The sequence below is a fragment of the Candidatus Zixiibacteriota bacterium genome, assembly GCA_021159005.1.
Lineage (GTDB): Bacteria > Zixibacteria > MSB-5A5 > UBA10806 > 4484-95 > JAGGSN01.
In genome coordinates, this window is sequence record JAGGSN010000047.1 from 1 (window position 1) to 8,300 (window position 8,300).

Below are 8,300 nucleotides of genomic sequence, written 5' to 3' on the forward strand. Positions count from 1 at the left end.
AATACCATGCCCCGTGTCCGCAGACAGGCGGGCGCCGGCAGGCAGGAGGTATCGGCGGCACAACCAATCTCTGGATTCCCAATCAAGTTGGGAATGACGCGGGCAGTGTTGGGAATGACATCATTATAGCATCCGCCTAAGGCGGACAAAAGGCCGGACAGTAGTGATATAATTTATTTCACAGAGTTTGCATTTCCGGAAAGTGGAAATCATGACCCGCCCAAGGCGGATGGGGAAACTCCTTCAAAATTGCTCTTGACTTTCAGTCATAATATTTGAATAATAACAATCAATTTGAAATAAATTGATAACAAGGAGAATTAAAATGAGCGTAAAAGTATATTTATTAGAGACAAGGCCTCAGTTTTTACTTCTGTCGCCAATCCTTGTTATGCTGGGCATGGGAATGGCTTTATATAACGGCAATTTCAACACTCTGAATTTTGCGCTGTCTATGATAGGGCTATTGCTTCTGCATATAAGCGTAAACACCCTTAATGATTACAGTGATTTTAAGACCGGCATCGACTTAAATGTAAAAAGGACGCCTTTTTCAGGCGGCAGCGGTTTATTGCCCTCTGGCGCGCTGTCTGCCTCATCGGTATTGAAATTGGGTCTGGCATCATTCTTTTTAGCTGTGCCGATAGGCATCTATTTTCTCGTTACGCGCGGGTTTTACCTTCTGCCGATATTCATCATAGGCGCGATATTTGTGTTATGGTACACCAGTCACATTACGCATATAGTCGGCATGCCGGAATTAGCCGCCGGCTTAGGACTTGGAACATTGCCTGTATTCGGCACATTTATGATACTAAACGGCAGCTTCGCCTGGGAGGCATTATTCGCCTCGGTACCATCCGGATTATTGGTCTGCAATCTTCTCTTGCTGAATGAATTCCCCGACATTGAGGCTGATAAAACAGGCCGCCGTAAAACACTGCCGATAATCTTAGGAGCAAAAAAAGCGGCTGTCATTTACTCGATGCTTATTATATTGGTATATTTATGGGTTATTGGCGGCGTACTATTAAAGCTTATGCCGATTTGGAGCCTGCTGGCGCTATTAACTTTGCCTTTGGGCATAAAAGCAATTAAAGGCGCGATGACATTCAAAAAGATAGAGGAACTCATACCGGCTCAGGGCGCTAATGTTATGACTGTTTTATTGACTCAGCTTCTACTGGCGGTTGGGTATGTTTTAGCAAGAGTGATAAGTTAGTTGGATAGCGCAATGGGAATTTACATCGATTTTAAGATTGCGCTCCAAAGACTATCATAAGAGCAATCAATTTCCAGCGGGAGTATTAATTATATGAAAAAGAAGTCGTCAAATACCAGCGGCTTGACCATACTTGGTCAAAAAGCCAAACCGGGTAAAAAACTCGAATCATTCCCTAATCGTTCGCCAAATAGATATTATTTAGTAACGCTTGAAACCGATGAATTTACCTGCATCTGCCCGATTACCAAACAACCGGATTTTGCCTCTATTCGAATACAGTACGTGCCGGATAAAAAAGTCTTGGAGTCGAAATCATTCAAGCTATATCTATGGTCGTTTCGCAATAAGGGCGTATTTCATGAACATGTTGTCAATGTTATGCTGGATGATTTCACCAAGGCTGTCGATCCCCATTGGTGCAGAATCACCGGCGATTTCAATATCAGGGGCGGCATCGGGATTACAGTTGAGGCCGAACATACAAAAACATCCGAGGCAAAAGAAGCGATAGGGCTATAGGAATTACTATCATGGGAAAAACAAGTTACCGTTGGTTCGTGTTTATTGCGGGCATCTTTATTTCAACCTTGATAATTTCAAATATCATCGCGGTTAAGCTGGTCAATATATTCGGTTTATATCTTCCCGCCGCAGTGATATTATTTCCCTTAACCTACATTGTCGGGGATGTTCTCACTGAGGTGTATGGGTATGCGCGCGCCCGTCAGGTGATATGGATTGGCTTTTTCTGCAACCTGCTGGCGGTTGGCGCTATCTGGTTGGCAGGGCTTCTGCCAGCCGCTCCATTCTGGAACGCCGGCGCGTATGGTTCAGCAGCTGAGGCGCAGAATGCTTATAAGGCTATTCTCGGTTTTGCTCCTCGTTTGTTGGCGGCGTCATTTATCGCTTATCTTGCCGGCGAGTTTCTCAATTCGTATGTGCTGGCAAAATTGAAAGTTAGCACCAGCGGTCGGTTTTTATGGCTTCGCACAATAGGCTCGACTATAGTCGGGCAGGGAGTTGATTCGGCGATTTTTATCAGCGCGGCATTCTGGGGCGTTTTCCCGGCCTCATCGCTATGGATGGCGATAGTGTCGCAATGGTTGTTTAAAGCAGCTTATGAGACCATTGCTACGCCGCTGACATATTATGTAGTCAATAAGTTGAAACGGATTGAGGGAACAGATTACTATGATACCGACACCAATTTCAATCCGATAAAGGTATTTTTTAATTAAGGTATCGGGTTGGGTTTCTCCGGTTGGAACACAACCAGTCATAGCCGCCAAAGGGGCAAACGAGGACATCTGCCGCCCACAAGCCGTAATTCATCATAGTGGATGACTTCTGCCAAAACTGTCGGAAGTAAATCCCGACAGCACAGACGGTCCGACCTACAGCCAATAAACGCAGCGCGCAGGGGCATATTGCAATACGCCACTACGCGCGATAGCAATAGCAAAGAAACAGCCGTCTTGGGCGGACAAATTTATATCTATCAGGCAAAAAATTATAGATAAGATTAGCGGCAATTTGACGATAACTATAGATAAGGATATTAAGAAAAAGTACTTGCAATACTGTAATCCGAAATACTATGATTTATAGAAGTATTGCTAAAACATTAAAAGGTACTGATATTATGAGCATATTAATTGTCGAAGACGACCCGGTTACGCTGAAAGTTATCGATAAAACTCTTAAAAAAAGCGAATATGAGACATTGCTGGCACAATCGGTTAAGGAGGCTATCGCTTTACTGGAATCAAATTCATCTATAACACTTATCATTTCGGATATAATGATGCCTGAAGCTGATGGGTTTGAACTCTTGAAATTTAGACAGTCGTTTTTAAGGATAAGTAAAATCCCTATTTTGATGTGCACAGCGCTTGGCGATAAAGAATCGGTTACTAAAAGTATTTCAATGGGAGCCAACGATTATTTAGTAAAGCCGATTCAGAAAGATATACTTCTATCAAAAGTTAAGAAGCTTTTAAATAAAACCATAAAAAAACTCCTTCTTATTGATGATGATAAAATAATATTGAACATTTTAACTAATATTGTTGAACACGAAGGATATGAATCATTAAAAGCTCAATCAGCCGAGGATGCGATAGAGTTGATGAAATCATCCAAGGTCGATTTAATAATATCCGATATTGTGCTTCCCCAAATGAACGGCCTTGAGCTTTTAGTTAGCATAAAAGAAAATAACCCCAATATTCCTGTAATACTAATAACAGGTCATTCGGGGAAATATCAAGAAAAGGACGTCATGTCAGCCGGAGCTGATGGCTTCATTACTAAACCTTTCAGAAATTTAGAAATTCTCAGAAAAATAGAGAGTTTAATCGCTCAACCAAGACAAAAGGTTTGGAATTAAAATGTTGGATATTTTAGCGGCATCTTTTTCTTATAACTGTAGACACCAGATTTTTAAATTAGATAAGTAATCGCCGGCAGAAAAAAGGGGTGATAAATGCATTATATCTTAAAAATCCAAACTCGTCTAATCCTCAGCATCGTAATAACATTAATTATATCACCGCTTTCTCTCAGAGCAGGTCCCACCGCTTTGGACACAACCCAGTCAATTAAAATCGGCGTTCTTGCCAAACGCAGTGTTGATAGATGCATAGAAAAATGGGAGCCAACTGCCGCATACTTAACGCAAGAAATACCCGGCTATTCCTTCGCTATTATCCCGCTTGGTTTTGATGAAATCTACTCGGCTATCGAGCAGAAAGAAATTGATTTCATTCTAACTAATTCATCTTTCTATGTATATCTGGAATTGCAGTATGATGTAAGCCGGATGGCAACATTGAAAAACCTTTTTATGGGCAAAGCATTAACGGAATTCGGCGGGGTGATATTTTACAGGGCAGACCGCAATGATATAAAAACAGTAAAAGACCTAAAGGGCAAAAGCTTCATGGCTGTAGAAAAAATGTCATTTGGCGGCTGGCAGATGGCTTGGAGAGAACTCAAAGAACAGGGAATTGACCCATACCGCGATTTCGCTGATATGAGTTTCGGCGGCACTCATGATGCTGTAGTTCTGGCGGTCCGGGATGGCATAGTAGATGCCGGGACCGTCCGTTCCGATGTGCTTGAACGGATGGCATTAGAAAACAAAATAAATTTAAAAGATTATTACACAATACCATGCAATAAATCCATTGCCGGTTCTTGTGATTTCCCTTTACTTCATACAACGCGTTTGTATCCCGAATGGCCCTTCGCCAAAGTCAGCCATACTTCAAGTGAACTTGCCGAAAAGGTCGCTACCGCTTTGCTGAGGATGTCTTCGGACAGCCCTGCCGCCAAGGCTGCGAGAAGCGCCGGCTGGACTATCCCTCGCAACTATCAGTCCGTACATGATTGTCTGAAATATCTTCATATCGGGCCATACCGGGATTACGGCAAAGTGTCTTTTCGAGATGCGCTATGGCAATATTTGCCCTGGATTGTATATCTCCTTACTGCCATATTCCTGATAGGTTTTTTTGCACTTTATGTATCTCGTCTAAACCGTAAGCTTCAGCAAGCTATAATAGCACAAAAGGAAGAGCTTGTAAACCGCAGCCTGACGGAAGAAGCTTTACGTATTGAAAAGAATAAGGCACAGCTCTACCTTGATATAGCGGGCGTTATTATCATTGCTATCAATAATAATGGGGAAGTAACCCTGATAAATCAAAAAGGCTGTGAAGTATTAGGCTATAGCGAGGAAGATATCATAGGAAAAAACTGGTTTGACAATTTCATACCAAAATGGCTGCGGGATAAATTAATACCTGTTTCACAAAAACTTCTGGCTGAAGAGATTGAAAGCATCGAATATTATGAGAATCCGATTCTTACCAAGTCGGGGCAGGAGAAATTAATTGCTTGGCATAATACACTTTTAAAAGATAATAAGGGAAATATAATTGGCCATCTCAGTTCGGGCGAGGATATCACCGAGCGAAAGAAAACCGAAGAAGCTCTAAGGGAAAGCGAGGGGCGTTTCCGCGCCGTATTCGAGACTGCCCAGGATTCCATTTTCATTAAAGATCATTCGCTAAGATATATACTTGCTAATCCTGCTATGGAAGAGCTTTTGGGGATGCCTGCTTCACAACTGATAGGAAAGACAGATAATGATTTATTCGGGGAAGAAGCAGGGGCGCATATCAAAGAAATGGATTCGCGCGTCCTTTACGGGGAGGTAATAAGAGAGGAACATACGAAGCCAGTGAATGGCATCCCTTTCACTTTCAATGTTATTAAAGTGCCAATGCTTAACAATAATGGTGAAATTGTAGGACTTTGCGGAATAGCCAGAGATGTTACCAAACAAAAGCAAGCTGAAAAGTCATTAAAGGAAAGCGAGGAAAAATTCCGGCGAATTGCCGAACACATTTTCGATGTTATCTTAGCAAATAAATTGGATGGAACTATAACATACGTATCTCCATCAGTAGAGAGGGTATTTGGCTATCTGCCGAAGGAGCTAATTGGCAATAATATTATGGATTTGGTTGTTAAATCAGATATCCAGCAAACGACTCAAAACCTACAAGATATCGAAGCTGGAAAGATTATTGAAAATCATTTGTCTAAGTGTGTTAAGAAGGATGGCAGTATCGCCATCATAGAAATAAATTCTCTGCCTACGTATAAGGATAAAACAATTGTTGGGTCTCAGGCAATCATTCGCGATATCACCGAAACAAAGCGGCTTCAGGAGCTCGCCTCCCAGGCGCAGCGTTTGGAAGCTGCCGGTAAAATCGCCGGTCAGGTAGCGCATGATTTTAATAACCTGTTAGGCCCAATGATAGCCTACCCGGATTTAATAAAAAATCATCTTTCAAATAATGATCCTGCTATTCCGTTATTGAATGATATTGAAAAAGCGGCAGAGATTATGGCTGACATCAATCAGGAATTGCTCACATTAAGCAGGCGCGGGCATTTCGCTATGGAAACCCTATGCCTGAATGATGTAATTAGTCAAGCTCTTAAACAGATAGAATCAAAACCGGATACGCTTTATATAGAAACCAGGTTAAGCCAAGACCTGATGAACATAAAAGGCGGAGCAGCGCAAATCCTGCGCGTGTTCTCAAACCTGATAAATAATGCCCGCGATGCAATGCAGGATAATGGACATCTATCGATAACAACCGAAAATTTCTATGTCGACAAATCTATCGGAAAGTATGGCGGCGTCGCCAAGGGAGAATATGCGAAGGTTTCTATTGCTGACACGGGCTGCGGCATCCCTGAGGATATATTGTCTAAACTATATGAGCCATTTTTTACTACCAAGACTGCCAACAAAAAGAGAGGCTCAGGTTTAGGCTTAAGCGTTGTTCACGCTGTAATGAATGACCATAACGGTTATATCGATATTCAAACAAAAGTTGGTCAAGGAACCACATTTTACTTGTATTTCCCGATCACGAGGGAATCGATTGAAATGCCGATACCAGATGATGTAATCGGCGGCAGCGAAAGCGTTCTTGTTGTGGATGACGATGATTTTCAGAGAGAGGTCGCGCTTAATTTGCTTAAGAAACTTGGTTATAATGCATCGGCTGTTAATAGCGGCGAAGTCGCCTTAGAATTTTTAAAGAACAATCCTCAGGACTTGCTTGTATTGGATATGATTATGCCCGGTGGTATTGATGGCGCTGAAACATATCAGAAAAGGCTTGAAATCAACCCTTCCCAAAAAGCTGTTATTATTTCGGGGTTTGCCGAAACAGAGCGAGTTAATGAAGCTATAAGGTTGGGAGCGGGGACATTTATAAAAAAACCGCTGACTATTAAGACAATAGCTAAGGCAGTAAGGCGTGAAATTGATAAAGTGCGGGCTGTAAAGGCGTAATGTGGGGCTTTGACATGTGAAGGTGTATCATAGCAGAGTATCCGCTGCGGCGGCGGACTCGTTTGCCCGTCCTATCTCCAATATCAATTCTTGCTCGGCTGTCATTATCATCGTAATGTTGTAGTTGGCGGACGTCCTCGTCTGTCAACAAATATATATTGGCGAACCAGGATGTACACAACCATAAAATTCGCTTTGGATTAGGTAAATTTTAAAAATCAATCTACCTGCCGCAGGCACAGCATAGCAGACTAAAAAATAAACCCACCTGTTAGGTGAGATGCCGATGTTTATAAATCGCCGGTTGATTTTAAAAATTAATTAAATTACATTGATTTCGTGTTTGTTAAAACGGCGTAAGATTCAACCACCGTTTACAGGAAAAAAGAATGGAATAGATGGCTCCCGTCCTTAAACGGGTCGATATATATTTAAGGAGGAAAAATATGAAAAAAATCAGACTGTGTATAGGATCGAATGATGGCAAGAATATTGCTAAAACCCACATGGGCGATACGGAGTATTTTTATATTTATGATATTTTTGAGAATTCTGACCATTTGTTTGTGGAAAAAAGGGTTAATGCTGCAAAAAATATGGAACATGCAAAAACCGAAAAAATGAAAGAGATTATTGAGATAATCAAAGACTCAGACATTCTTATCGCCCGACGTAAAAGTCCAAATTTCAAAAATATTGCAAATAAAACAAAATATCAACCTATAGTAGTAAAAGCCGAGAAGATATCAGACATATTAATGATATTATATAACTCATTCCGGGAAATTTATAAATATATCACAAGAAGAAGAAACGGTGAATTGTTTGATACTATACTTGAATTATAATAATATATTTGAAAATGACGACCTCGATTGACACAAACGGTATCCCATCTAACGGGCAGGATGCCGGATGTTTTAATTTCATGGCATGAAGATAATCATTTGCTTTGGATTAGGTCGATTTATAAAATTAACCTGCCTGCCGCAGGAACGGCATAGCAGATCTAAAAAATAAACTCACCTGTTAGGTGTGATACCGGATAAGAAAAGTGTTACCCATGTGCTCGGTCTAATGTGTTGCCTATGTGATAGAACGTACAAAAGTTGTATGTTAAACCAATAGTGGATAACAAAAATACCGTGCCCCGTGTCCGCAGACAGGCGGGCGCCGGCAGGCAGGAGGTAT

General features: G+C 41.4%; 6 protein-coding genes. All 6 read left to right on the plus strand.

The genetic code is table 11. The features are described 5' to 3' along the window. Positions 1-325 precede the first annotated feature (325 nt). The gene (locus tag J7K40_02835; protein ID MCD6161331.1) at positions 326-1,222 is read left to right on the plus strand and encodes a prenyltransferase; all 897 of its coding nucleotides are present in this window, start codon (positions 326-328) and stop codon (positions 1,220-1,222) included. 93 nt (positions 1,223-1,315) lie between these two features. After that, complete coding sequence (queF, locus tag J7K40_02840; protein MCD6161332.1) at positions 1,316-1,744, plus strand: NADPH-dependent 7-cyano-7-deazaguanine reductase QueF; 429 nt, start codon at positions 1,316-1,318, stop codon at positions 1,742-1,744. 11 nt (positions 1,745-1,755) lie between these two features. Next, positions 1,756-2,463 carry a queuosine precursor transporter gene (locus J7K40_02845; protein ID MCD6161333.1) on the plus strand — a complete coding sequence of 236 codons (708 nt, stop codon included), beginning with the start codon at positions 1,756-1,758 and terminating at the stop codon, positions 2,461-2,463. A 359-nt stretch (positions 2,464-2,822) separates the two neighbouring features. Next, on the plus strand, positions 2,823-3,614 hold the full coding sequence (locus tag J7K40_02850) for a response regulator (GenBank protein ID MCD6161334.1): 792 nt from the start codon (positions 2,823-2,825) through the stop codon (positions 3,612-3,614). A 96-nt stretch (positions 3,615-3,710) separates the two neighbouring features. After that, positions 3,711-7,109 (plus strand): PAS domain S-box protein, encoded by a 3,399-nt coding sequence (locus J7K40_02855; protein ID MCD6161335.1) that lies wholly within the window; start codon positions 3,711-3,713, stop codon positions 7,107-7,109. Positions 7,110-7,555: 446 nt separating this feature from the next. Further along, positions 7,556-7,957 (plus strand): hypothetical protein, encoded by a 402-nt coding sequence (locus J7K40_02860; protein MCD6161336.1) that lies wholly within the window; start codon positions 7,556-7,558, stop codon positions 7,955-7,957. The last annotated feature ends 343 nt before the right edge of the window (positions 7,958-8,300 follow it).

Coding starts and splice junctions, on each gene's coding strand:
- J7K40_02835 (MCD6161331.1), top strand. CDS start 326: ATGAGCGTAAAAGTATATTTATTAGAGACAAGGCCTCAGTTTTTACTT.
- queF (MCD6161332.1), top strand. CDS start 1,316: ATGAAAAAGAAGTCGTCAAATACCAGCGGCTTGACCATACTTGGTCAA.
- J7K40_02845 (MCD6161333.1), top strand. CDS start 1,756: ATGGGAAAAACAAGTTACCGTTGGTTCGTGTTTATTGCGGGCATCTTT.
- J7K40_02850 (MCD6161334.1), top strand. CDS start 2,823: ATGATTTATAGAAGTATTGCTAAAACATTAAAAGGTACTGATATTATG.
- J7K40_02855 (MCD6161335.1), top strand. CDS start 3,711: ATGCATTATATCTTAAAAATCCAAACTCGTCTAATCCTCAGCATCGTA.
- J7K40_02860 (MCD6161336.1), top strand. CDS start 7,556: ATGAAAAAAATCAGACTGTGTATAGGATCGAATGATGGCAAGAATATT.